The organism is Nitrosovibrio tenuis, assembly GCF_900109785.1.
GTDB lineage: Bacteria > Pseudomonadota > Gammaproteobacteria > Burkholderiales > Nitrosomonadaceae > Nitrosospira > Nitrosospira tenuis_A.
The window spans coordinates 294,125-318,805 of the sequence record NZ_FOBH01000002.1; the positions used below are offsets into that span (position 1 = coordinate 294,125).

General features: G+C 53.7%; 20 protein-coding genes. 10 read left to right on the forward strand and 10 right to left on the reverse strand.

All coding sequences use genetic code 11. The features are described from left to right. Window positions 1-3 precede the first annotated feature (3 nt). Together yoaA and BMX00_RS04100 are read right to left on the reverse strand one after the other, a co-directional pair. Complete coding sequence (gene yoaA / locus BMX00_RS04090; RefSeq protein ID WP_090827384.1) at window positions 4-1,950, reverse strand: DNA repair helicase YoaA; 1,947 nt, start codon at window positions 1,948-1,950, stop codon at window positions 4-6. An 850-nt stretch (window positions 1,951-2,800) separates the two neighbouring features. After that, window positions 2,801-3,229, reverse strand: coding sequence for a hypothetical protein (locus BMX00_RS04100; protein WP_090827387.1), 429 nt, complete (start codon window positions 3,227-3,229; stop codon window positions 2,801-2,803). A gap of 512 nt (window positions 3,230-3,741) precedes the next feature. On the opposite strand from BMX00_RS04100, the gene BMX00_RS04105 reads away from it, so the two are divergent. Continuing rightward, a complete protein-coding gene (locus BMX00_RS04105) occupies window positions 3,742-4,212 on the forward strand; it encodes an HNH endonuclease (protein WP_090827389.1) in 471 nt (156 codons plus the stop codon). Window positions 4,213-4,292: 80 nt separating this feature from the next. Here the strand turns inward: BMX00_RS04105 and ppk2 are convergent, their stop codons facing one another. The 4 genes from ppk2 to BMX00_RS04125 all read right to left on the reverse strand — a co-directional run bounded on the left by ppk2 (window position 4,293) and on the right by BMX00_RS04125 (window position 8,267). After that, window positions 4,293-5,099: a polyphosphate kinase 2 gene (gene ppk2, locus BMX00_RS04110; RefSeq protein ID WP_090827391.1), complete on the reverse strand. Its 807-nt coding sequence runs from the start codon at window positions 5,097-5,099 to the stop codon at window positions 4,293-4,295. Between the two features lie 193 nt (window positions 5,100-5,292). Next, window positions 5,293-5,916 carry a DUF3299 domain-containing protein gene (locus BMX00_RS04115; protein WP_090827394.1) on the reverse strand — a complete coding sequence of 208 codons (624 nt, stop codon included), beginning with the start codon at window positions 5,914-5,916 and terminating at the stop codon, window positions 5,293-5,295. A 19-nt stretch (window positions 5,917-5,935) separates the two neighbouring features. Further along, window positions 5,936-7,135 (reverse strand): ABC transporter permease, encoded by a 1,200-nt coding sequence (locus BMX00_RS04120; RefSeq protein ID WP_245727674.1) that lies wholly within the window; start codon window positions 7,133-7,135, stop codon window positions 5,936-5,938. A gap of 100 nt (window positions 7,136-7,235) precedes the next feature. After that, on the reverse strand, window positions 7,236-8,267 hold the full coding sequence (locus BMX00_RS04125; RefSeq protein ID WP_090827398.1) for a PstS family phosphate ABC transporter substrate-binding protein: 1,032 nt from the start codon (window positions 8,265-8,267) through the stop codon (window positions 7,236-7,238). Window positions 8,268-8,837: 570 nt separating this feature from the next. Between BMX00_RS04125 and BMX00_RS04130 the strand changes: the two genes are divergently transcribed. The 4 genes from BMX00_RS04130 (at window position 8,838) to BMX00_RS04145 (ending at window position 13,706) form a co-directional block, all read left to right on the forward strand. Then, window positions 8,838-9,974, forward strand: coding sequence for an ABC transporter permease (locus tag BMX00_RS04130; protein ID WP_090827400.1), 1,137 nt, complete (start codon window positions 8,838-8,840; stop codon window positions 9,972-9,974). Window positions 9,975-10,150: 176 nt separating this feature from the next. After that, window positions 10,151-10,846, forward strand: a complete 696-nt coding sequence (locus tag BMX00_RS04135) for an ABC transporter ATP-binding protein (RefSeq protein WP_090827725.1) — start codon at window positions 10,151-10,153, stop codon at window positions 10,844-10,846. 11 nt (window positions 10,847-10,857) lie between these two features. After that, window positions 10,858-11,943, forward strand: a complete 1,086-nt coding sequence (locus BMX00_RS04140; protein ID WP_218141479.1) for an HlyD family secretion protein — start codon at window positions 10,858-10,860, stop codon at window positions 11,941-11,943. A gap of 257 nt (window positions 11,944-12,200) precedes the next feature. Next, entirely contained in the window at window positions 12,201-13,706 is a 1,506-nt protein-coding gene (locus BMX00_RS04145; RefSeq protein ID WP_090827404.1) for an efflux transporter outer membrane subunit, read from the forward strand. A 272-nt stretch (window positions 13,707-13,978) separates the two neighbouring features. On the opposite strand, the gene BMX00_RS04150 is transcribed toward BMX00_RS04145, so the two are convergent. The 3 genes from BMX00_RS04150 to dksA all read right to left on the reverse strand — a co-directional run bounded on the left by BMX00_RS04150 (window position 13,979) and on the right by dksA (window position 16,104). Then, the gene (locus BMX00_RS04150) at window positions 13,979-14,713 is read right to left on the reverse strand and encodes an ATP-binding cassette domain-containing protein (RefSeq protein ID WP_245727714.1); all 735 of its coding nucleotides are present in this window, start codon (window positions 14,711-14,713) and stop codon (window positions 13,979-13,981) included. A 34-nt stretch (window positions 14,714-14,747) separates the two neighbouring features. Continuing rightward, the gene (locus BMX00_RS04155) at window positions 14,748-15,512 is read right to left on the reverse strand and encodes a DUF2796 domain-containing protein (protein WP_090827408.1); all 765 of its coding nucleotides are present in this window, start codon (window positions 15,510-15,512) and stop codon (window positions 14,748-14,750) included. A gap of 166 nt (window positions 15,513-15,678) precedes the next feature. Continuing rightward, window positions 15,679-16,104: an RNA polymerase-binding protein DksA gene (dksA, locus tag BMX00_RS04160; RefSeq protein WP_090827410.1), complete on the reverse strand. Its 426-nt coding sequence runs from the start codon at window positions 16,102-16,104 to the stop codon at window positions 15,679-15,681. 213 nt (window positions 16,105-16,317) lie between these two features. Here dksA and BMX00_RS04165 point away from each other — a divergent pair, with 213 nt between their 5' ends. The 5 genes from BMX00_RS04165 to BMX00_RS04190 all read left to right on the forward strand — a co-directional run bounded on the left by BMX00_RS04165 (window position 16,318) and on the right by BMX00_RS04190 (window position 24,003). Continuing rightward, on the forward strand, window positions 16,318-16,716 hold the full coding sequence (locus tag BMX00_RS04165; protein ID WP_090827412.1) for a hypothetical protein: 399 nt from the start codon (window positions 16,318-16,320) through the stop codon (window positions 16,714-16,716). Between the two features lie 219 nt (window positions 16,717-16,935). Beyond that, window positions 16,936-18,333: a TolC family protein gene (locus BMX00_RS04175; protein ID WP_245727677.1), complete on the forward strand. Its 1,398-nt coding sequence runs from the start codon at window positions 16,936-16,938 to the stop codon at window positions 18,331-18,333. Continuing rightward, window positions 18,330-19,949, forward strand: coding sequence for an efflux RND transporter periplasmic adaptor subunit (locus BMX00_RS04180; protein WP_090827418.1), 1,620 nt, complete (start codon window positions 18,330-18,332; stop codon window positions 19,947-19,949). Before BMX00_RS04175 ends, BMX00_RS04180 begins: the two co-directional genes overlap by 4 nt. Beyond that, complete coding sequence (locus BMX00_RS04185; protein WP_090827421.1) at window positions 19,949-23,074, forward strand: efflux RND transporter permease subunit; 3,126 nt, start codon at window positions 19,949-19,951, stop codon at window positions 23,072-23,074. Before BMX00_RS04180 ends, BMX00_RS04185 begins: the two co-directional genes overlap by 1 nt. A gap of 602 nt (window positions 23,075-23,676) precedes the next feature. Further along, window positions 23,677-24,003, forward strand: coding sequence for a copper-binding protein (locus BMX00_RS04190; protein ID WP_090827729.1), 327 nt, complete (start codon window positions 23,677-23,679; stop codon window positions 24,001-24,003). A gap of 408 nt (window positions 24,004-24,411) precedes the next feature. On the opposite strand, the gene BMX00_RS14545 is transcribed toward BMX00_RS04190, so the two are convergent. Continuing rightward, entirely contained in the window at window positions 24,412-24,552 is a 141-nt protein-coding gene (locus tag BMX00_RS14545) for a hypothetical protein (protein ID WP_177171756.1), read from the reverse strand. Between the last annotated feature and the right edge of the window lie 129 nt (window positions 24,553-24,681).

The following is a 24,681-nucleotide window of genomic DNA, read 5'->3' on the forward strand; positions in this document are numbered from 1 at the left end:
ATCTCACCTTACTGCAAAGAACGCTTCAACTTCAGCCAGCTCACGCGTGCGCTTCATCGGCGGCAGGCTTTGCCAGATTTTTTTGCCGTAGGATTTCGTGATGAGGCGCGGGTCGCATATCATCAGCACCCCACGGTCAGCCTCATCACGGATTAATCTGCCGGCTCCCTGCTTCAGATTGATGACTGCGCGCGGCAATTGATATTCCATGAAAGCGTTACGCCCCTCCTTGTTGATCTTATCGATACGCGCGGCAAGAACCGGGTCATCAGGCGGGGAGAAAGGCAGCTTGTCTATCACCACAAGGGATAGCGCCTCGCCGCGAACATCCACACCTTCCCAGAAGGATTGGCTGCCGATCAGCACGGCATTACCCAGCCTGCGAAAACGCTCCAGCATGTGTGACCGCGAACTCTGGCCTTGCAGTAATAAAGGATAATCCAGCTTTTCCTGTTCGAATGCCGCTCGGAGCAATTCATGCGCCCGCTGCATTGACCGCAGGCTGGTGCATAGAAAAAATGCACGGCCACGGCTGGCTTTCAAAACCGGCAGCGCGGCGGCCACCACTTCCTCGGTATAGTTTGAGCTGTTGGGGTCGGGTATCCGCGTGGGCACATACAGCAGGGCTTGGTTCGCGAAATCGAACGGACTTTCCCAACAGGCCGATTGCGCTGATTTAGTAGCCATGTTGAGGCCCATCTCGCTGTTATAGTGGGAGAAATCGCCCTTCACCGAGAGTGTCGCCGAAGTGAAAATCCATGCGCGAGGGGTACCACTCAACTGCTTGTTGAATATTTCCGAAATGGAAAGGGGCGTGGCATTGAGCTGCAATGCATGACTGAATACCTCCAACCACCGCACATACCCTTCGGCTTCCGCCTGATCCCGCCAGCGTTTTATGCTTCCGGAGATTTCGCGCGCGCGTTGCCAGCAATTTTCCAGCCCGTCCGAACGCTCAGCCTGGCTTTCCAGGTTCTCTGCCAGCACCTCGAGTTTATCCAGTAATTCATCCAGCGCACCGCCGAACTTCGCGTTTCTTGTAATCGTCGCCATTGGCACGCGCATGTTCTCGCCTTCGATGGTCAGGCGGAAATCGCGTGTGGCCTTCTCCATCGCCACAGCCGCCGTGGGCAGGGCGGCAAAATCCTTTGCGCCGCGTAGTGCTTCAGCCTCTGTGTCGCGTGCTAGTTCCAGCAACTGGCTGGTGCTCACCGATTCTCCGAAAAACAGGCTGGCGGTTTCCGGCAATTGGTGCGCTTCATCGAATATTACTGTATTACAGGCGGGAAGCAGCTCAGACAGTCCTTCGTCACGCAGCATGACATCGGCAAAAAACAAATGATGGTTGACGACCACCATATCCGCTGAAAGCGCCTGTTTGCGCGCCTCCATGACGAAACAATTCTTGTAATGAGCACATTCCGAACCAAGGCAATTATCGCGAGTGGAAGTTACCTGCTGCCAGACCGAGGCATTTTCCGGCACCTCGCTCAGGCCGCTCTTGTCACCGGTTTTGCTCACGCTTGCATAGCGCTCGATCAGCTTCAGATATTTCACCTCTTCGCGGCTGGCAAAGGTGGCGCGTCCATCCTGTACCGTACGTTCCAAGTGATAATGGCAAACATAATTGGCGCGGCCTTTTAGCAATGCCACGGTCACCGGCGCTTTGAGCGCTGCCCGCACGGTGGGGATATCACGATTGAAAAGCTGATCTTGAAGTGTTTTAGTCCCGGTGGAAATGATGACCTTGCCACCCGAAAGCAAAGCTGGAACTAAGTAAGCGAAAGTCTTGCCCGTGCCGGTGCCGGCCTCGGCAACGAGAATAGAGTTTGTGGCGATGGTAGTGGCTATGGCCTGTGCCATTTCCTGCTGCTGCGCTCGTACCGCAAAACCGGGCACAGTGCGCGCCAGCGCTCCGCCTGCAGAGAAAAAAGAATCGATATCCGGCATTTAGGAAATTGAGCGAATCCGGCCATGATACCGTAACGGCACCCCGAAGTGCGATCGGGCAGCGTAGGGGCCGCGATGTGGGGCTGGGCTAATTAACTTTTAGCTTGCTCGACCCGTTCTTCTAATCCGCAAAGGAGATGGATCATGTCCGGCCTGATGTGTTTTTTTCCAGACCATCTTGCATAAAGGGTCGCCGAAAACGGTTCTTTTCTGGGCGATATTCCTTGCCATTCCGCTTAACGCAAAAATACCAATCATTGTAAAAATGGCAAGAAGTGTTAACGGGAGCCATCTCCGTATCATTTTCATCTCCGCCGCCATGATGGCCGGGTTTAAAATAAATAATGCCACACTCCACAAGCCCTCTGCGGAGCCGTAGCTATCAAATAGGCTCACCTGAGCTGGCCTAACCAGAAACCGATTCAGAGGTTTTGGCTTGGTGGGTTTGCTAGATAGGTCCGGAGGACTCGTTGTTTTCAGGGATTTCCTCAAAGTCAGGCCAAAGCTGTGGCCGCTTGGCTGAAAAGTGTTCGAACATTTTTTGCCGAAACGTTTCCGATCTGTGATCGAACAAAACGAAAGCGCTATCGAACAAATCATCACCGGGCTTCTTCATCCTATAATCACCTTAGAGGAATAGAAAAAATGAATAAGACTGTCTTTCGTTTTAAGAGGCCGGCACTCTGCCTTTGATTATCCTAAGGCTTCCAAGGGCAAGCGTGAAGGGGGACTTAATTTCATCTTGCCGTGAAGGCAGCATCTACGAGACCGGACGGCAGGCTATGGTTATGTTGCTCAATAGGCCGGTGCGTCTCCGTTTCTTCTCCTTATGTTCAGTTATTCCTTATTTTCAGTTATTCTGGGCCGCCGGTTTATGAATGATTTCAGCCATCCGGCGGCTAGAACCGTAGCTGTTTCGTTCAAGTTCCGCTGCAATTTTTCGGTGTGAAGCTGCGTTGATCCGGCTTGTCTTTGCGGCTTTCTCATACTTGAGCATTAAAGCCCACGTATGGGAGCGCCGGTCCTGCGCCTGCCGGCCATAGAGATAACCCTTTTCCTCGTAGTGCTGAAGCAGTTTCCGTTGCTCCTCCGCCTTTTTGCGCATTTCTTCGGCTAACGTTTCGAAATGCTTTGTCAAAGCCTGGTGGTCGTCGCGGGTCCTGGCGTTCTCAACAGTTTTACGTAGAACAGGGCTATCGACTATTTCATAGGGACTCATCGGGACGCATGAAGTCAATAAACCGAGCATGAATAAAATCGCAGGAAATTTTTCTTTCATACGGAACCTGCTTGAATCGATGAGCTATTGGCTGAGCCAGTCAACTGAACTGTTGAAGTACTTGGGGAATAGATTACTCTCGCGGAGATACTTTGTCAACTTTAATATGTTTAAAGTATCTCAAGATAACGTGGGTATCAGGCCCTTCATCACCTCAAGCTAGCCAGTTTCCGGAAGAGGTAACTGCGGAAAATGACTAAGGATTAATATGTAAGGGGCATAGATGAGGCGATTATAACGAGGCTGCTCTGTCGATGCTTATTGCCCTGTATCTAATGGCCCGCGTGTTCTTCCAAGCTTTGTGCTTGCAAGCTTCGAGTTCGCGGGCAACGTCTTGAGAACCTGAGCCTTGAGAACCTGAGCCTTGAAAACTGGACCGGGAGCTATAAGGAATCTATATATGGTGATTGTGCCTGACGCAATCAAACGATACGATGAGGTGAACTTCTCATAACAGCGGCCAAGGCCAGCTCATGAGTGGTCATGCAGCTCAATAACCTCAAGGAATTAACATGAGATATGTCTGGGTATTTCTCATAAGCGTGCTCACCGGTGTGGCATGGGCTGACGATGTTCCTAATCTGGAAATAACACCCGGAGCGGTGCGCGCAGGTTTAACCGGTGAAAAAATATGCGAGATAAAGTGGGGAAGGGATGAGCGGCACGTTACCGCCAAAATGAAGCAGCAGGTCTTCGATCTTTACGGATATTCTGGCTATGATGATCCGCGATGTGTGCCGGCAGGCAAGAGGCGCTGCGAAATCGATCACCTTATCAGCCGCGAGCTTGGGGGAGCCGATGAGATCAAAAATCTATGGCCGCAGGCTTATGGCACGAGTCCATGGAATGCGGTACTAAAAGACAAGCTGGAAAACCGTTTGAATAAGGAAATGTGTGCCGGAAAGATTACCCTGCCAGAAGCGCGCGATATGCTTGTCAATGATTGGCGTAAGGCATATATCAAGTATTACGGCGAACCCTGAGAACGGCTGGCGGAGAGCACACTATTGCTCAATCTGATTTTCGCATCCTCTTTAGCTCAGTGCGCATTGCCCAGTGCCCCCTATGACGCCAGCAGGCCTTTCTCTATAAAAGCAGCTTCAAATGCCGCCACAATATTCGGATCCGGCAAAATCAGGCGCTCGTCCTTGTCCGTATAATCCAGCCGGCTGAGCATGTCCTTGATGATATTGATCCGCGCCAGTGGCTTATCGTCCGCATGGACGATCAACCACGGCGTTATAAGATTATGGGTGTGAACCAGCATCTTGTCCCGGGCCAGACTGTACTCATCCCACTTCTTCAGCGCATACTCGTCAAGGGCGCTGAGCTTCCACTGCGCCAGGGGATCCTTCTTGCGATCGTTCAGCCGCTTTGCCTGCTCGGCCTTGCTGATGTCGAGGTAATACTTGAGTAGCTTCATCCCTGAACGGATCAGCATATGCTCGAATTCGAGCACCGAACCCATGAATTCCTCATACTCGGACTCGGTGCAAAAGCCCATCACGTGCTCCACGCCCGCGCGGTTGTACCAGCTGCGATTGAACAGGACGAGTTCCTGGGCCGCCGGCAGGAATGGTACAAAACGCTGAAAATACCACGAGCTGCGGTCCCGGTCCGAGGGCTTGCCCAAGGCAACCACGCGGGTTTCCCGCGGGCTCAGATGTTGGGTGATGCGCTTGATCGTGCCATCCTTCCCGGCCGCATCCCTGCCCTCGAAGATGATCAGAATTTTGTCACCGCATTTGATAAGGTGACGTTGCAGCTTGACGAGCTCAATCTGAAGCTTATAGAGCGTATCTTCATAAGCCTTTTTGGAGGGGTCAGCTGTACACTCGCTCACCTTCTTTTTATCGTCTTTCTTGCCCATGGCTATCTATCTTATTTAAGGAACTGACTGGATGGATTTTTGTTGATCGGCATGCGGCCGGCAGAAACATCATATTGGCGGGAGGCAGTCTCCGGTGGCGTGCAAAGCATACCTATCCATTTTTGGTTGGGTTATGGGGTGCGGGTCAAGCCCGGAATAATGAATTTAGCTATGATCCCGCTGGATATATGTGCTATTTATAGGGCTCAACCCGTTCGGCCTTCAACTGATAACCCGCCTGACCCATTTCAGTTTCGCTTCCCCGAGTCTGCATGATCCCGCTGACCCACATGGTATCCATCGTACGCATATTCGCTATGGGTTTGGATGTCTTTACGTGGATGATCTGGTTGGGAGGAGGCGGAGGTGTGTGGATGCAAGCCCCGAAATAGGGGACGAGCAAAAATTCTCTGACTTTATTGCCCGTTTTCTCCAGGGGAATGACGAATCCCGGAATACGGATGCGCTCGCCATTCAGTGCCGGTTCGATGGGCGCGTTGTTCCACGCTTCACGTATTTTTTCCAATGCTTCGATAGCGCGAGGGTCGCTGTCTTTCAGATTGTCCAGTTTCAATCCTTTCAAGGAAGCCATTGGATCCCAGCTCTTGGGCATCAGGTCGTCCCAGTTTTTTTCCTTGAAGGTAGAGGGGCTGCCCGCCGAAGGTGGGGGATTATTTTTGTCTTTACCCTGCGGCGCCGATAATTTGTCCCCCACTTTGTAATCGGCCGCGGCAGGCGCTTGTGTCATAAAGCCCAGCCAGCCAATCAATAATAAAACGAAAAAGCTGGAAGATTTAAAGTGTGTAGTGATCATCATAAGCCTGATTTATACACCGTTATAGTCTTGGCGTTAAGCCATCAGCAAGGGATATGCGGTAGGCGCGGTAGCCCGGAACAAGGCTGACCAGAAAACCGGTTGCCATGACGAGCAAGAGTAATTGCCATGCTTCGGCTGATATCAGCCCTGCCGTTAATGAAATGCCCAGGTGTGCCTGCAGAAAAGGTGCAGCAAAATGGCTGAGCGCAATTAATCCCAGCAAGCCAAGCAGGGAACCCACCACCACAATTATCAGGCCCTCTATGGCGAGAAGCATGAACACCACGCGCGGGCCCGCCCCAACCGAGCGCAGGATCGCCAGCTCGCGCCGGCGTTCGCCCAGGCCGGCCAACACAACGGCTACCAAACCGCTGAGGCCCACCGCAACCACCAGTGCGGAAATAATCAGCAGCGAGTTTTCGACAATGCCCACAACGGACCAAAGCTCGTCCAGCGCCACGCCAGGAAGCACAGCGAGCAGCGGTTCTCCTCTATATTGATTGATGAATCGCTGCATCTGGAAAACGCCGACACGGCTTTTCAAACCGATGAGGACGGCGGTGAGTTCCTTCGGGTTGAGATCGAATTTGCGCACATACTCAGCCGGGATAGACAACCCGGCGATCGGTGCGCCACCCTGCCAGTCCAGATGAATCGCCTCGATTGCCTCAAGACCCACATGAACGCTGCGATCCACCGGCAGACCGGTCCGCTTCAATATGCCGACAACCTGGAAGGGCTTGTCGGCGTGCTGAGCCAGCCCGATATCCTTAGCCCCGTGATTGAGAATGATATGATCACCTAGATGATAACCCAATTGCTCGGCAACGTCCGCGCCAATCACCGCGTCAAAAATATCCCCAAAAGGGCCGCCCGCTGAAAAGGCCAGCGAACGCCCATCGGCATAGCGGAAGTATTTGAAATAAGCGGGAGTGGTTCCGACCACCGCAAAACCGCGGTGCGAATCCCCAAGCGATATGGGTATTGCCCATGCTACTGCCGGATGTTGCGCTATTGCCTGGAAGCTTGCCCAGCGAATGCTATGGGTGGCATCCCCCAGGCGAAACACGGCATACAGCATGAGCTGTATCGGGCTGGTGCGAGCGCCGACGACGAGATCGGTGCCCGATATGGATTGTGAAAAATTCTCTCGTGCCTGCGTACGTAATTGCTCAACGCCCAGCAGCAATATGACCGAAAGCGCAATACTGATCGCCATCAAGCCAAGTGTAGCTCGCCGGTTCCAGGCGCTCGCAAAAGCAAGGGATACCAGCGATCTCAGGTATTTCCTCCGGTTTCGCTATACTGCATTCATGCTGTCAGTTTTCGTAAAGACGGGCTTCCCGCTTGAGTAAATCATCAATAGTGAGACCCACCGGTATAAAGCCGTCGAAGACCGTTCCCAACCGCTTGGTCCTGAAAAATTCCATGTCTGCGGTATAGGCCCTGGGCGGTAAGGTGAAATAATGGACTCTCTTCACTATGGAAGGGGCGTTTTTGATATAGAACGTGACGAACTCCTTGACTTCAGGTTTTTCTGCAGCCTTCATGTTGACATAGATGAAGATGGGTCGCGACAACGGCTGATAGGTTCCATCCTCAATAGCTTCAGCAGAGGGATAGACCCCATTGCCTGTCCCATTATCTATGGCAACAGCCCGGACTTTTTCCTGATTCTCCGCATAGTAGCTGAACCCGACGAATCCCAAGGCGTTTTTATCAGCAGCCACATGCTGCACCACTGCATTATGATCTTCAAACTCTGTAAAGTCGCTCCGGCTCGATTTTGCCTCGCCGATGATGGCTTGCGTAAAATAATCGAAACTGCCGGACGCCGGGCCGGGCCCGTAGAGCTTGAAGGGCTCGTCAGGCCATTTCCGGTTGACCTGGCTCCACTTGGTAATTTTCCCTTGAGCCGCAGGCTCCCACATTTTCTTCAATTCTGCCACGGTCATGGTTTTGCTCCAGTCATTCTTCGGATTCACCACCACCGTTAACGCATCGAACGCCACCGGCAATTCCACATACTGTATACCGGCTTTATTGCAGGCCTTCATCTCGTTTTTCTGAATGGGTCGCGAAGCGTTGGCGATGTCTATTTCACCACGGCAGAATTTCGTGAAGCCGCCAACGGTACCGGACACGCCAAGCGTTACTTTAATTGCGCCTTTCTTGCTGGCCTGGAAATCTTCCGCTACCGCTTCGGTGATCGGGTACATGGTGCTGGAGCCATCAATTTTAATCGTTGTGCCGGCGACCGCAACGGAGGCAATACCTACAAAACCAATTAACACGCTCAATATGGCGAAAGCGACGCCTTCCATTAGGCTAAATCTATACGATTTCAACATTCTTCCCCCCTTTCCATTAGTCAAACGGCTCCCCATATCAATACTCAGCAATGTTAAGCATAGCAGATGGGGCTGATATCATACGATTATGCATTTATCGTGTTACGGTTTTGTTAACAGAGCCGTTCCGCAGTTTGGCGGAGACTCCAGGGTTCCGGCTTCAGGCTTCCTCCTCTCAGGGTTATATGGCCTACTTTATTAAGGGACTTAAGGGACTTAAGGGACTTAAGGGACTTAAGGGACTCAGGGGGCTGGGGCTCGGTCGACTCAGGATTCGACATTTCTCATCCTTGGCAGCAAATCACATCGCATCGCGGCTGCCGAAGGTTCACCTGATATTCGTCTGTACGCACACGAATCTGACGGGCTGCTAGGCAATACTATAATAAAGTCACGGTGGAACTCACTCGCATAAGGAGAGCACCCGCCAAATGATCAATGAGCCGGAAATTTGCCCTCTGATCGGGCAGTTCGAATGGTTGAGTGGATAGCTTAAGACTGGTTCTCGGCTGATTGCCGTGCAAGTCAGGCCGACAGCACATGTACTTCAAACAAGGCAATTAAATAGAAATGAAAGGAATTCTGCGAATCGCCTTTAAGCTTCTCGTAAATGACAAAGGCAAATATGCCGCTCTGCTGGTCGGTATAACCTTTGCAGTGTTTCTCATGGTTCAGATGACATCCATCTTTTCCGGGATACTGATGAAATCCTCATCGACCGTCATTAACCTAGGAGCGCAGGTCTGGGTAATGGATCCGGCCGTGAATAACGTTGCCAGTAGTATTCCGATGCCAGATTACGTCCTTGACACCGTCAGAAGCATCGATGGCGTCAAATATGCCGTGCCACTGTACTCGGGGGCCGCACTGGTCAAGCTTAGAAACGGAATCTTTCAATCCGTTACTGTTGTGGGGCTGGACGATAACAGCCTGTTCGGTCACCCGGAACTTGTCGAAGGCAAGATTGAGGATATCTATGCCGAGAATGCCTTTATCGTCGTTGAGGACGCAGAAATCCGTAAGTTGGGGTACCCCACTGTAGGTACAGATTTCGAGCTCAACGATCATCGCGGCGTCATTGTGGGAATTGCCAGAGTGGCTGCCAGCGGATTATTCGGGATCCCCACTCTTTATACAACGTACAGCAAAGCGATTCAGTATATCCCGTCAACGCGGTTCACGATTTCCTACATTCTCGTCGAACCCAAAAGTAGCGATGCAATTCCACATATCCAGCAACAGGTCAAGCGTTTGGGTTATGAAGCGCTGACCAAAGATGAATTCATGCAGAAAATCGCCAATTACTATAAATATCAAACCGGGTTGGGAACCAATATTCTCATCATGACAGTCGTGAGCTTCCTGGTTGGCTTTTCAGTTTCGGGGCAAACATTTTACACATTCATACTTGAGAATCTTGAAAAGTTCGGCGCATTGAAGGCGATTGGCGCCAAGGGAAGCGAGCTGGTCTATATGATCCTGTTCCAAGCGATGTTTACGGCAATGATCGGATACGGGCTAGGGGTTGGCCTTTGCACACTCATTATCACCATCGCCAAGCTGAGAATTCCCGACTATTCCGCCAATATAACCTACACAACCCTGGGTTTTGCATTTTTCATGGTTCTGATTATCGCGGGAATTTCAAGCTATATTGGCATAAGGAAGGTTCTGAAAATCGAACCGTTCGACATCTTTAGAGGCTAGCAGCCTGCCGGACTTGGCTGGCCCTCTAATTGAAAGTAATGGTCCCCATGGCTCTGAAACCCGAAAACCGATGAGAACGACCAAAAAACCGATCAAAACAGGATTTCGGACGGCAAATCACTCCCTTCGCCCGAATCTTGCCTTACGCCGGTTCAAGTCCGTCAGGCCGCCAGGATGTGAATCCCGCAATTTCGGCTAACGAGCTGGCCAAGTGGTTTGGCGAGGGCGATCTCAAAACGTATGCGGTAAATGACGTGACGTTTGAAGCCTATTTTGGCGAGATACTTTTTATCGTGGGCCCATCCGGGAGCGGAAAAACGACATTACTGAGCATTGTTTCAGGCATCCTTCGCCCAAATTCGGGGACAGTAGTCATCGACAATGTGGATATCTGGAAGCTGGAGCCCGATCAGATCGCCCAATTCCGCTTGAATAAAGTAGGTTTCGTATTCCAGGATTATCATCTTTTTCCGCGCCTGACCACTGCTGAAAATGTTGCCATACCACTGATTTTAATGAAGAAGGATTGGGATGAATCCATCCGGGAAGCGACACGTTACCTGGAGATTGTCGGGCTTGGGAATAAGGTCCAGCTTCCCCCGGTAAAGTTGAGCGGTGGCGAGCAACAACGGGTCGCCATTGCGAGAGCCCTGGTCAGTCAACCTGATATCCTGATCTTTGACGAACCTACCGCGTCGCTGGATGGTGATACGGGGCGGCGCGTCATGGAGTTTGTGAAAACCAACGTACTCAATGACAAACGGTGTATTTTGATTGTTACCCACGATAGCCGCATCTTCGAGTACGCCGACAGGATCATGAAAATGGAGGATGGCAGGGTCGTCGGTATCGAAAAAGGGGCGAGCCATTGAGAAATCAGATCATGATGGCGATTGCCATAGGCGGCATTATTGCCGGTTTGGTAAGTGCCTATCTTTCTGGCAGGCAACATCAGCCACAGCCGCCGGTTTTTAACCCGGCTCCGAACCCTTATGCAAAGGGTATTTATTCAAATGGCGTCATAGAAAGCTACCAGGCCACGGGAGAGAACATCAATCTCTACCCGGAAGTTGCGGGAGTGGTTACAGAGATTCTGGTAACAGAAGGGCAGGCTGTCAAGCAGTGGGAATCCCTGCTCAAAATGGACGATTCAGTTCAGCGGGCAACCGTGGAGCAGCAGCTTTCACAATCCAAAGCGGCACATGCGCTACTGGAAGAACTGAAGGCTCAACCGAGGAAGGAAGTTCTCGAAGTTTCCAAGGCGCAGATGGAGTATGCGAAGGCTAACCTTAAAACTGCCGAGACTCAACTCGAAAAGCTGCAAAAATCCTATGATATGAATCCCAAGTCGGTAAGCAAGGATAGCCTGGACAATGCGATCAATGCGGCCGATGCAGCCAGAGCTAACCTCGAGGTTGCCTTCAGGAATTACAACCTTACGAAAGCGGGTGCCTGGAGCTATGATATTCGAAACCAGGAGAGGCAGTACATCGCGCTATCCAACGCTCATGAGGCGGCAAGCGCCTTGCTCGCTAAATATGTCATTAAGGCTCCCACCGATGGGGTCATACTGTCCATAAGAGCTGCCGTGGGCAGCTACATTTCGCCCCAGGGCGTCTATGGTACCTATACAGAAGGCTTTAACCCGATTATTTCGATGGGTAATCCTGAAAAAGATCTTGCCGTGAGGTGTTATGTTGATGAGATCCTGGTTCATCGGCTTCCGGATGCCTCAAAAATGCGTGCACAAATGTTCATTCGCGGCACGAACATACGTATCCCGCTGGAATATGTTCGCGTGCAACCCTATATCTCGCCCAAGATCCAGTTATCGAACCAGCGGACCGAACGGGTGGATGTAAGGGTGCTGCCGGTACTTTTCCGGTTTGAAAAGCCGAAGGAGGTACAGGTGTATCCTGGTCAACTGGTAGATGTTTATATCGGTGAGAAGGAAGAAACCTCTGAATAAGTCCCCGGGTTTGCAGACAGCACATTCACGGGATTTATGTGACTTGGCCGGATTAGTTTTCCAGGGGTTCCCGGACGCCGACGGTGAACGTATTGCCGAGTCATTTCCGATGCACATAGAAATGGTGAAGATCAACCGCAGTTAGCGATGGAATCTGGAAAAACGCATATGAGGAAGGAAGGCACATGTTGTTTCATCGTCAAAGAGGACCGGATGCTAAGAATATGCGACAGCGAACTCCTTGCTGGGGAAAGAGCATGTTGGGCGGACTCTGCGCAACCTCTGTGCTGGTATCGGCCGGTTGCATGGTTGGGCCTGACTTTGTCCGTCCGCAACCGCCAGGGACCAATCGTTATCTGCCTGGCACGCAGCTGAAGGAAACCGTTTCTGCAGATAAGCAGGTCCAGCATTTTGAGGAAGGTGCAAAAATTGCGGCGGATTGGTGGCAGCTATTCAAATCCCCCAAACTGAGTGCACTCATAACAGAAGCAATCGTCAACAATCAGAACCTGAAAGCGGCCCAGGCCAGTTTGCGGCAAAGCCAGCATAATTTGCGAGCTGGATACGGTATTTTCTATCCGCAGGCGGATTTTGGCGGGTCAGTCGCCCGTCAGAGATTCTCGGCAGCCCGCTTCGGCGCTCCGACCAGTGCCGTATTTAATCTCTTCACGCTATCGGTCTCGGTAAGTTATGCACTCGATGTATTTGGGGGTCAGCGGCGCGCGGTGGAAAGTCTTGCCGCCCAGCGAGATTTTCAACGTTATACGGTTCTGGCCACATATCTGACCCTATCCGGCAACATTGTGAATGCCGTAATTGCCAGGGCAGCTTACGATGCTCAGATTCAGGCTACGCAGGAACTGATCGTTTTACTGCAGGAACAGATCAGTATAGCCGAGACGCAAACGCGGGCGGGCACGGTTCCATATATAAATCTGGTCAGCCTTAAAACTCAGCTTGCGGCACTCGAAGCCACGCTTCCGCCTCTTGCGCAGAAGCGCAGCCAGACGGAGCATTTGCTTGCCACACTGATGGGGCACGCTCCAGGGGAGGGGATATCGTTACAAATCGATTTGGCGGACCTTTCGCTGCCTGCGGATCTTCCCGTCACCTTGCCTTCCGAACTGGTGCGTGAACGCCCTGATATTCTGGCAGCCGAGGCGCAGGTCCATCAATACAGCGCCAATATCGGCGTGGCGACAGCGGAAATGCTTCCCAGTTTCACGCTGAGCGGCACCTATGGTCAGAATAACCGGAATCTTCTGGATATTTTCATGAGGAGCGGCAATTTCTGGAGTGTCGGCGCTGCCTTCGTTGCGCCGATATTTCATGGCGGGCAGTTGTGGTTCCAGCGGAAGGCCGCGATCGATGCTTATCAGCAGTCCCTGTCACAGTATCGCCAGACTGCCCTTGATGCCTTAGGTCAGGTGGCTGATCTCCTGCTGGCGCTGGACCATGATGCCGAAACATTGCAGAGTCAATCGCAAGAACTTGATTTGACGCAAGAAACAATGCAGCTGGTGCAGACCAATTATAAGGCGGGCCTCGTTAATTATCTGCAAGTTCTGACTGCAAATAGTCAATATTTTCAGGCAAAGATTGGCTACATCCAGACACTGGCTCAGCGTTTTCAGGATACCTCAGCCCTCTTCGTCGCTCTGGGCGGCGGTTGGTGGAATGCCGAAGGAAAGGGACAATTGTCGCGACGCGGTGAGGTTTTATTCAATCCGGGAGTGCCGCAGAAATCCGGTAACCCTAATTGAATTTTAAAAATCCATTTGGCGAGCTTCGGGTCTAATTCAGTCGCCAGCTTTAAGCTCTCCCACAAGTTATTATTCACTGCGCTTCCTCCATGCTTTCGGGCTACTGGACTCCCTTGCCTTGCCATTAGGGTTGTTGCTGATTGAATAGATAACTCATCCGCCACCCATGTTCCTGCCGAACTATGAAAAGGCAAGCGTTCTCAAGTGGTTGCGGCTGTGGTAGCCACGCCAGTCGCTTACATAACTGGCGGCCGCTGGGATGTTTCCACAGTTTACCCGCGCAGCTCGTTCAGGTGAATGCTGCGCGTGAAATGCTGCGCTAGTCGTTCGTCGTGACTGACAAAGATCAGGGTGACATTCTCGTTCTCGCATCGCTCCAGCAACAGGTCGAGAAATTCCGCCTGCCGGTCTGAGTCAAGCGCCGAAGTAGGTTCATCGGCTATGATCAGTTCGGGATGGCCTATCAGGGCGCGAGCGGCTGCCACGCGCTGCTGTTGTCCGACCGAAAGCGCTGTGGCCGGTTGCCGGGCCAGCGCAGCATCCAGCCCTAATTGAGCGAGCAACCGGTCCGCCGATTGCTCAAGCGCATTAGCGGCATTCGTACCCGCGGCCTCAAGGGACCGTTGTCGCCGGCGCGGTGAGAAGCGGCACGGCAAAAGTACGTTTTCGCGCACCGACAGGTACGGCACAAGGTTGAACTGCTGGAAGAGAAAGCCCACGTGATCCACGCGGAATCGGTCGCGCGCACTGGACGTCAGTGCCGTCATGTCGGTATCCAGCACCCTTAGCCGGCATGGCTGTGGCAGCAGTACGCCACCCAGCAGGCCCAGCAGGGTGCTCTTGCCACTGCCGCTTGCACCTTGCAAAAAGATGCGTTCCCCTGGTTTTACCTTGAATTGCGGGATCGACAGCCGAAAACCGTTCCTGCCGGGCCATTGAAAAACCAGGTTTTCAATATCGATTACAAACTCACTTACACCCGAGCGACCCATGCCCGAACGATTCATATCCACATGATTCTTTCCGAGACTTCCACTTGAGCTACCATTTCAATCGAGTGGACGCAGGCGTAAGTTTTACGCTCGATTGCCCTTTGGGCCCGACTATTGCCGTATCGATGCGCCGCAGGCCGGGGAATAACTGAAACAGCCGCACATCAAGGCCCTGCAAGTTCTGTGGCGTGGCGCACCGGAAATCCCAGGTGGCTTCCAGCTCGGCATGGTCATCAGCATGTCCATGGGAAGGAACAATTTGTGTGGAAGGAGAGGGGGCGGGAGTCGGGCGGGAAGAGGTTGCCGCTGAAGGAGCGGGCGATAGACCCGGAGACTTATCACCCGTGGGCTTATCAACGCTAGGCTTGTCGACTTTAAGCTTGTTATCGTTGTTGAGGACACTGTGGTCGCTCCCCATACTGGAACCGGAGCGCGACAGCAGCAATTCTGAAGGAAGCTGGGGAGATACCAGGCGGCTCGACTCCAACCGGCACTGAGCTGTGGGGGTAAAAATGAAGAGGCTGTCGGGCTGGTGCAGCTTCGACGCCATGGTTCTGATGGCTTGGCGTTCCTTCTCATTCCGGGGCGCGTGCTCGAACCCCAGCAGGTTATCCACCGGGCTGTTCAGATTAATCTGTACTGCTGGGCCGTCTACCGCGATTTCGAGGGTTGCCTGTCCATGAACATGGGGGCCCGCTCCATAAGCACAGGTGGGCAACATCAACTCAGTGGCCACCACCAGTGCCGCTATGGTAATGATTGCGGCTCGTCCCGAAAAACCCGGCCAACGCGAGGCCCGCTTCATCTCTGCCATTTGATCGACTTCGGATCTGCCCGTAAGAAGGATGATGGGATCAAGTAGAAATCATAAGTCCGATTGTAGACCTGGCTCTACCTACATTGTCTAATCGACGGATAAAGCGATCTACAAGGGAAGAGCCATCTACAAGGGAAGAGCCACCCTCATCTCTGAAGATAAGCTAGCTCCCGTTCGTCCGCTCATGGCGCTCATGCCGTTCCTGTGCCTCGATGCACATCGTGGCGACGGGTCTTGCCAGCAGACGCGGAATGCCAATGGGTTCCCCAGTCTCCTCACACCAGCCATATGTGCCATTCTCGATACGCGAGAGGGCTTCCGCAATTTTTCGAAGCAATTTACGTTCACGATCCCGCACTCGAAACTCCAGCGTGAATTCCTCTTCCATACTTGCCCGGTCGTTGGAATCAGATTCGCTGACGATGCCTTGCATATGCACAAGCGTGCCCTGTGCGTTTTCGAGCAGTTGGCGCCGTTCGTCCTCCAATCTGAGGCGGAAAAATTCCAGTTGTGCGGCGCACATATACTCGCCCGGTGGCACTGCGCCAATAGTCGTCTCAGCTGAAGAATTCGATTGCTTTTTTTTCATCACATTTCACCATTAATGCAGGTCTATCCCGGTCAACTGTGCCGTCAATCCCTATGTGCCACAAACCTGCCATGCTATACCACCATCCGCTTAAAGTCTCCGAAATTTACGGCCTTCCGCTTTCCATTCATCGATGCTGCACCTCGCCTGTGCCTTCCCTTTCGTGTTAACGACCTCTTGCCCTGTATGGGCAAAATGCGCATACTAGTCAATATGAGTTCATTTTTCCGCAAGCTTGTACTCGTTCTGACCATGGTGGGGCTACCCTTGCAAGCCGTACAGGCCGCGATCATGCCGCTGTGCGCACAAGCCAAAAAGATATCTGCCGGGCTTGAAGCTCAAACTTCTTCTGCAGATTTGACCCCCATCTCTTCTTCCGCTTGTAGCCAGCATAGCGAGAGCGATGAGCAACATGTTAACGGTCACGGCACAGCTGATGATATAGCCTTCGTTTTATCCTGCGATGGCGTCGTGTGCCACATAAGCGGGGGCGCATTGCCTCCCGCGGCCGCGGCCCTGAATCTCGCCGATGGTTTTTCTTACGCCGCATCTTTCAACTCCAGCTTTACTTCCTCCATCCTTCCGCAACCGCAGCGTCCTCCGCTTATCTAGCGCTCGATAGAAGAAATCCGCCTGTTGCACCGGTTTCTGTTTCTCGCCCGGTGCCACGGGATGGCCATTTAGTCTAACTCGCACCCAGGATTTATTTCGTCCCCAGGATTTCTGACGGTACTCAGCTTTACGGCAACTTGCTGGCCGCTGCGTTTTTGCGGCTGAATCAGTTTGTCTGTGCGGCCAGCGAGATCGTCAGCGAGATTTAAGGAGATCAGCATGAACATCGCGATGTTCCAGAGCTCAAGGATTCGAAGGGCGGCTATTGTCCCCTTCTTTGCAATCGTCATGTTTTCGGGAAATGTGAAGTCAGAGGTTCCAGCCAGCGGATATGCATTAACGGCTACGCCAAAAGCCTCTGAAATATTCTCCGGAGCGCCTGCAACACATACCAACTCTACGCAACTGAATATGCTCATCGCGGAAGCGGTAGCAAACAATCCCGAAATCCGGGCTGCGTTAAAGGCACGCGAAGCCGCCAGCCAGAGGATATCGCCGGCGGAGGCACTCGACGATCCTGTCCTCGAAGCCGGGGTGATCAACGCACCGTTGGCCTCATCGCCCTTCAATCGCGAGGACATGACCATGAAAATGATCGGTCTGTCCCAACGCCTGCCTTTTCCGGGGAAACGCGGGTTGCGCAAGGATGTCGCCGCCAAGGATGCGGAGAGCATCGGCTACGGTTACCAGGAAACCGTGAACCGTGTCGTACGCGATATCAAGATCGCTTATTTCGATCTGGGACTCACGCTCGAAAGGACGCGGATAGTCGAGAAAAACAAACTGATACTGGAGGATTTGCTACACATCGCTGAGCAACACTACGGGGTAGGCCTGGGAAGCCAGGCCGATGCACTGAAGGCACAGACGCAGATATCAAAAATAGTGGATGAACTGCTCAGGCTTGCACGCGAACGGCCGACCGTTGAAGCCGAGCTCATTCGCGCGCTTGGCCGCAGCGCAAATATCCCCTTGCCGGCAACGGAGCCGCCGCAGTTGCAGGAAGAGACCTTGAGCCTGGAATCATTGCGCGAAACCGCCGTGGCGCAGCGTCCGCAGTTGTTAGCACTGCAAAGTATCGTTTCGCGAGAAGAAAAGGCGTTCGATCTGGCACGTAAAAATTATTACCCCGATTTTGACGTACGGCTGGCCTACGGCCAGCGCGACAACATGCTGGACGGTGTCAGGCGCCCCGACATGGTGACCCTGACGGTGGCCGTAAACCTGCCGGTGTGGCGTGAGAACAAGCTCGCGCCGCGCGTAGCCGAGGCCCTGGCAAGGCGCGATCAGGCCCTGAGCCTATACGAGGCGCAGCGCAACGACATAGCGGCCAGCCTGCGTCAGCAGGTTGCGATGGTCGAGCAAAACCTGAAATCAGCGCGGCTCTATCAGACCGCCATCCTGCCGCAGGCTCGGCTTACAGTTGAATCGGCATTGGCCGCGTACCGCGTCAATCGCGTCGATTTCCTGACGCTGCTCGATAGCCAGATGACCGTATTCAACTATGAAATCAGCTTGGCCACAACTATGGCGAGTCACAACAAGGCGCTTGCGGAAATCGACCTGCTGATCGGCAAGCCCGCGATTAGCCTGGTCAATCCAGCGGAGCTGCAATGAAAGCCACCGCCGGATTTATAGCCATAATCGCCATGGCCGCAGCCTTTCTCGCCGCGGGATATTGGTGGGGCAGCGCTCAATCGGTAACACCTGCGGGTGAATCTCCCGGCCTGCCGGAGGCCTCGAAATCCGAGGGCAAGAAGGGCAAGATTCTCTACTACCGTAATCCGATGGGGCACCCCGACACGTCGCCGGTGCCGAAGAAAGATTCGATGGGCATGGACTATTTTCCTGTGTACGAGGGGGAAGCGCCGCCATCTGACAGTTCGGTAGTGAAGATCAGTACCGAAAAAATACAAAAGCTGGGGGTGAGAACAGAGATCGCCGCGCTGCGCGAACTCACCCGCACGGTAAGGGCAGTCGCAACGGTCCAGGCAGACGAGCGGAGGCTGTATACCGTCGCCCCCAAGTTCGAAGGTTGGATACAGCGACTCTATGTGAACTCCACCGGCCAGGCAGTGAGAAAGGGCGATGCGCTCATGGATGTATACAGTCCCGAACTGATCACAGCGCAGCATGAATATCTTATCGCCAAGAGAGGGATTCAGTCGGTCGAGGGTAGCGGCCTTGAGGTTCGGGCGGGGATGCAGCGGCTAGCCGAGAATGCCTTGCAGAGGCTGCACAACTGGGACATATCGGAAACCGATCTGCAGACGCTGCAGCAAGAGGGCAAGATCAAACGGTATCTCACGTTGCGTTCAGCAGCCAGTGGTGTGGTGTTGGAAAAACACGCCATTCAGGGGCAGCGCTTCACGCCGGGAGAAATACTGTATCAGATCGCCGATCTGTCCAGCGTATGGATGCTGGCAGACGTGTTCGAACAGGATCTGAGCGTTTTGCGCCGGGGCCAATCCGCCACCATAAGGGTCGATGCATACCCGGACAAAGTATTCAACGGCAAGGTGACGTTTATCTACCCCACGGTGATGCCGGAAACCCGTACCGCCAAAGTGCGCATCGAGCTGCCCAATAATGAGGGTCTGCTCAAGCCCGCCATGTACGGAAGAGTGGAGTTCGCCTCAATCCCCAGCAAAGACAAGGTGCTTACGGTGCCCGACTCGGCGGTGCTCGATACCGGCACCCGCCGCTTGGTGCTGGTGGATCTGGGCGAGGGCCGATTTGAGCCGCGTACGGTGAAACTCGGCATACACGCTGACGGGTACGCTGAAGTGCTGGGAGGATTGCAGGCTGGGGAGGCGGTTGTAGTCAGCGCAAACTTTCTCATCGACGCCGAGAGTAACCTCAAGGCAGCGCTGGGCGGCTTCGGCCATCCTCCATCAGGTTCGCCTGCCGAGAACGAGCAGGGCAAGCCCGCTGCATTGCTGCCGGCGAGTCATCACGGCGAGGGCAGCATTGAAGCAATGGATTGGGCGCACGGGACGATAACCATCATGCACAGTCCGATCGCCAGCCTCCGGTGGCCAGCGATGACCATGGACTTTCGTGCCAAAGATCCGGCATTGCTGCGGCCGTTCAAACCCGGCCAGAAGATTGATTTCGATATAGTCGAGGAGTCGGCCGGTGAGTATGTGATCATTCGCATCCAACCGGCCGGCGGCAACCTCCTGGTCAGCCCTCCTGCCAACCCCGCCTCCAGCGATCAGGGGAAGCACTGATGCTCGGCCGAGTTATTGAATGGTCTGCGCGCAACGTGTTCCTGGTGTTGCTGGCGACAGCATTTATCATTGGCCTCGGCATTTACTCCGTGATGCGTACGCCGCTGGACGCGATTCCGGATCTCTCGGATGTGCAGGTGATCATCTACACCGAGTACCCGGGCCAGGCGCCGCAGGTAGTGGAAGACCAGGTCACCTATCCCTTGAGCACGGCCATGCTGGCCGTGCCGAAATCCAAGGTCGTGCGCGGGCTCTCGGTGTTCGGCGCATCCTTTATCTATGTCATTTTCGAAGATGGCACCGATATCTACTGGGCACGAACCCGGGTGCTCGAATATCTTAATTTTGCAGCGGGACGCATGCCTCGGGGGGTCACTCCGACCTTGGGGCCGGACGCCACAGGCGTTGGTTGGGTGTATCAATATGTCATTGTCGCCGCCCAGCATACGCTAGCGGAACTGCGCACTATACAGGACTGGTTCGTGCGTTATCAGCTTACCAAGGCCCACGGCGTGGCCGAGGTGGCGAGCGTAGGCGGCTTTGTCAAAACCTACCAGGTTACTGTGGAGCCGCGCAAGTTGCAGGCTTATGGAATTCCTCTCAACCAGGTCGCGGCGGTAATTCGTGCCAGTAACCGCGACGTAGGCGGGCGGGTGATCGAGATGGCGGAGACCGAATACGTGGTGCGAGGCCGCGGCTACCTGCGTGGCATAGCCGACATTGAGAATCTGGTGCTCAAGGCGGAACAAGGCACGCCCGTACTGATCCGCGACGTGGCGCGGGTCGAACTGGCGCCGGATGAACGGCGCGGAATCGCGGAGCTGAACGGCGAAGGTGAGGTCGTTTCCGGTATCGTCGTAGCACGTTATGGCCAGAATGCGCTCGACGTCATTGACAACCTGAAAAGCAAGATTGCGGAAATCGCCAGCGGTTTGCCGGAGGGGGTGTCGTTGCAGGCGGTCTATGACCGTTCAGGCCTGATCCATCGCGCCATTGACAACCTGAAGCGGGTCCTGATCGAGGAGAGTATCGTCGTGGCCGTGGTTTGCATGGTGTTTCTCATGCATGCAAGGAGCGCGCTGGTGGCGATCGTCATGCTTCCCATCGGCGTGCTCATCGCGTTGAGCGCCATGCATATGATGGGGCTCAATTCCAATATCATGAGCCTGGGCGGTATTGCCATTGCCATCGGTGCCATGGTGGATGCCGCAATCGTCATGATCGAGAACGCCCACAAGCACCTCGAGCGCGCTCCGCCGGGGGCGCCCCCCCTGCAAATCATAATCGATGCCTGCCGCGAGGTGGGGCCTGCGCTGTTCTTCAGCCTGCTCATCATCACGGTTTCGTTCCTGCCGGTATTCACGCTCGAAGCGCAGGAAGGGCGTATGTTCGCACCGCTCGCCTACACAAAAACGTTCGCCATGGCGGGTGCGGCGCTACTGTCCATCACCCTGGTGCCGGTGCTGATGTTTCTGTTTATCCGCGGCAAGATAATGCCTGAGCAGAAAAATCCTATTAACCGCTTTCTGATATGGACTTACCGTCCCGTCATTGCCTGGGTCATGCGCTGGAAGAAGCTCACCATTGCGGCCGCCGTGATCGCGCTTGCGGTTTCGGTATTTCCGGCGATGAAACTGGGCAGTGAGTTCATGCCAACATTGAACGAGGGAAGCCTGCTGTACATGCCCATCACCTTGCCAGCGGTTTCGGTCACCAAATCCGCCGAGCTGTTGCAGACCCAAGACAAAATCATCAAGACTTTTCCTGAGGTGGAGTCGGTGTTCGGCAAGGCCGGGCGTGCCAACACCGCCACCGACCCGGCCCCGCTGGAGATGGCCGAGACCGTCATCAACCTGAAACCGGAAAATGAGTGGCGCCCCGGCATGACCATCGACAAGCTGATCACGGAACTGGATCATGCGCTTCAGATTCCCGGGGTCAGCAATGCCTGGACCATGCCGATCAAGAACAGGATCGACATGCTCGCCACCGGCATTCGCACGCCCATCGGCATCAAGGTATTCGGCAAAGACTTGGGCGAAATGGAAGAGCTCGCCACGGAGATCGAAGCCGTCGTGAAAACGGTGTCCGGGACCACCAGCGCCTACGCGGAACGGACCACCGGCGGTTACTACCTCGATATCGAGCCCGACCGCATTGCGCTCGCCCGTTATGGGCTGGTGGTGGGTGATTTGCTGGAAGTGATCTCAGTGGCGCTGGGCAGCGAGATGCTCACGACCACGGTAGAGGGCCGTGAGCGTTTTGCTGTTACCGTGCGCTATCCGCGCGAATTGCGGCAGGATCCTTTAACCATTGCCACTCAGGTCTTAATACCCATCATGAACGGCGCCATGATTCCGTTGGGGCAGCTTGCAAGCGTAAAAACGGTTAAGGCTCCTCCGAGTATTCGTACCGAGAACGCGCTGCTGTCAGCGTATATCTTTATTGATATTCGCAACCGCGACATCGGGAGCTATGTAGCCGACGCGCAAAAAGCGGTGGCAGAGCGGGTGAAATTCCCGCCCGGATACTACGCGACCTGGAGCGGCCAGTTCGAATATATGGAACGGGCCAAGCAGAAGCTGAAGGTAGTCGTGCCGCTCACCCTGACGATCATTTTTCTGCTTCTGTACCTCAATTTCCGGCGGTTTACCGAAACTCTCATCGTCATGCTGTCGGTACCCTTTTCGCTGGTCGGGGGTGTCTGGCTGATATGGCTGCTCGGCTACAATCTCAGCGTCGCGGTAGCGGTGGGGTTCATCGCGCTCGCCGGTGTCGCTGCAGAGACTGGAATCGTGATGCTGATCTATCTCGACCATGCCTGGGAAGCCGCCAAGGCGAAACGCGCGGCCACAGGTGCTAAACCATCGATTACCGACCTGTATGCGGCAATCATGGAGGGCGCGGTTGAACGGGTTCGGCCAAAGTTGATGACGGTAATGGCGATTATGGCGGGTCTTTTGCCCATCATGTGGGGTAGCGGTACCGGTTCGGAAGTGATGCGACGCATTGCCGCGCCCATGGTCGGGGGAATGGTGTCGTCCACCATACTTACCTTGATCGTTATCCCCGCCATTTATGCAATCGTCAAAGAATGGAATTTGCGTAAACGGACGGATATATGACAAATGTTTTACAGTGCTTTCACTAGGCATAAATTGGTACATTTATCGCGGCGTTTCACTCGCAGGTAATTTCTTAACAGTACGATATAACACATTAATTATAATAAAACTTACAATTTTTTTAAATTGCTGAGTAAAGACAGCCCATCAAAGCTAGCTCAGAAGGGCGGGTTGAGCGAAGTGGTGCCACTGGCGACACTGCGAGAAGGTACATCTGGTCGATTCATCTGCTTCATTAGCGTTATCTCTTTCTTCGAATCATCTTAAACAGGGATATTTCATGAAAACGAGAGATTTTTCGGTTTTAGTTATCACTACGCGAGTGCCATCTTCCCTAGTCTCATTGATTGTTGGAAACACCAGTACGGGTCGTGTGAGATAATATCGATACGGTTGAGATCCAGCATTACCCGGTCTGGCCGGGGCGTTATGGGGAAGGCCGTACAACAAACTTCACCCCCCTGGTACACGCTTCGCAGGAGCGTACCCATAAGGTATAGATGAAGAGGAGTATGTTCGGCACATCGAGCCGACGGGCAACCGCCAAAATCGCACGACATATCAAATCATTCAAACCCAATCCCTATAAAAGGAACAACGCAATGAAATTCATCCCAACTCTTGCCTTAATTCTCGCTTTCTCCGCCTCTGGCCTCGCCACTGCGCAAACCGCCGGCATGAGCGACGAACCTGGCGCCGGTTCAAAAGCAACCACCCATAAAACTATCGCCGTAGTCAAAGGCGTGGATACGGCCAACGGCAAGGTCAAGCTCGCGCATGAGCCCGTTAAAAGCCTGAACTGGCCCGCGATGACCATGAATTTTTCGGTCAAGGACCCGGCGCTGTTCGACAAGCTTGTGGTAGGCAAAAAGGTTGAAGTCGAGTTCGTGCAGCAGGGCTCCACCTCCGTCATTACCGCTGTGAGGTAAGGCCAAGTAGATGCGACGACCCGAGATTGGTCACGCCTTCGGTATTGCGCCTTAGTCGTTGGCGATTTTCAGGAATTCTGACAAGCGCCGGGCATGCACCCGCAGTTCAGGAACCGCGATTGCTTCCCACAAGCGGGCCTTCAGCATGGTCCTATATAGAAAAAATTTTCTGCTGGACGCCTTGGCAATTGATCACTCGGTAATCATCGTTCACCTCGAATCCAATCCTGGTCGGGTCCTGTTGCAGGTAGCCCTCATCCCTCAACCGGTCTTTTAATCCCTTCCGGCATATTTTCAGACCTTGCGGGCAGACCGGCGCGCCAGAACGCCGAATCAGGCTCCGAGCATAAAAAATAAAAACGCCCGCTGAGCGGATCAATCAAGAGCTCTCCTACTGCTGATCCTGATTTACGTAATACGATCCTGCGGGCTTCCCTGGCTCGACGCTTCCCGCGCTACATAACCTATAACGCTACCGCGATAAGGCAGAAGCTTTCCAGGTTCAACCACTACGGCTTCATTGACAGTATGCGCATGAGCTTCAACCATTCGCTAAATTGCCATATCAGTGCATCCACGGCAGCGCCAACGATGGCAGGTTATGGTACGGCATGGGGATTATTAATACCCGGCGATTAGAAATACCGCGATGGATCGGTTATACATATATATAAGACG